General features: G+C 74.4%; 1 protein-coding gene. It reads left to right on the forward strand.

All coding sequences use genetic code 11. From position 1 onward, the window contains the following. The coding region (locus ABD223_RS43300) for a hypothetical protein (protein WP_344044188.1) at nucleotides 1-747 on the forward strand (747 nt) is incomplete at both ends.

The following is a 747-nucleotide window of genomic DNA, read 5'->3' on the forward strand; positions in this document are numbered from 1 at the left end:
CCGCCCGCTGGGCGGGCCGGGCCCGGCGGGGCCTGTGGGTCCTCCCCCGGGCGCTGTGGCGGTCCGCCGCGACGTACCCGCGCTGGGCCTACTCGTGGGTCCTGTGCGCCCGCCTGGCGACCCTGGGGGGCGCGCTGCTGTACAGCGCCTACCCGGGCGGCGTGCAGCTCGGCGCCGGCGCCGTCGCCCTGGTCGCCGTCGGCGTGGCCGCCACCGGCCCGGACGGGCTCGGCTACTGGCAGCTGCCGGAGCCCACCGATGAGGAGGTGTACGCCGACGACCTGTGGTTCCTCCTGCGGATGGCCCTGCGGCTGCCGGAGGACGAGAAGCGGGAGAAGTGGCTGACCGTCCCGGCCTGGTTCGTCCCGGGCGACCCGATCCGCCTGGAGCTGCCGAAGACCTTCGTGGGCACCGAGCGCGAGCGCGCAGGCCTGGACCAGATCGTCAAGGTCCGTCTGCCCGGAGTGTGGGTCAGCCAGTGGACCCTCATGGGCGGCGATCACCACGTGCTGTGGAACCTGCGGGTCGCGCGGGACCTGGTGGGCGACGAGGCGACCTACGGCCCGGCCCTGTGGCCGATCCTGCGCGAGCAGATCGCCCTGCCGAACCCGGAGGAGGCCTGGATGGAGGACTGGCTGACCATCCCGGCCGACCTGTCCGACGAGGACGCCACCGTGCGCCTGGTCCTGCCGCTGACCTTCGTCGGCGCCGAGCTGGACCGCCAGGCGCTCACCACCCTGATCAACC

Origin of the sequence: Saccharothrix xinjiangensis (assembly GCF_039527585.1) — a bacterium.
GTDB classification, from domain to species: domain Bacteria; phylum Actinomycetota; class Actinomycetes; order Mycobacteriales; family Pseudonocardiaceae; genus Actinosynnema; species Actinosynnema xinjiangensis.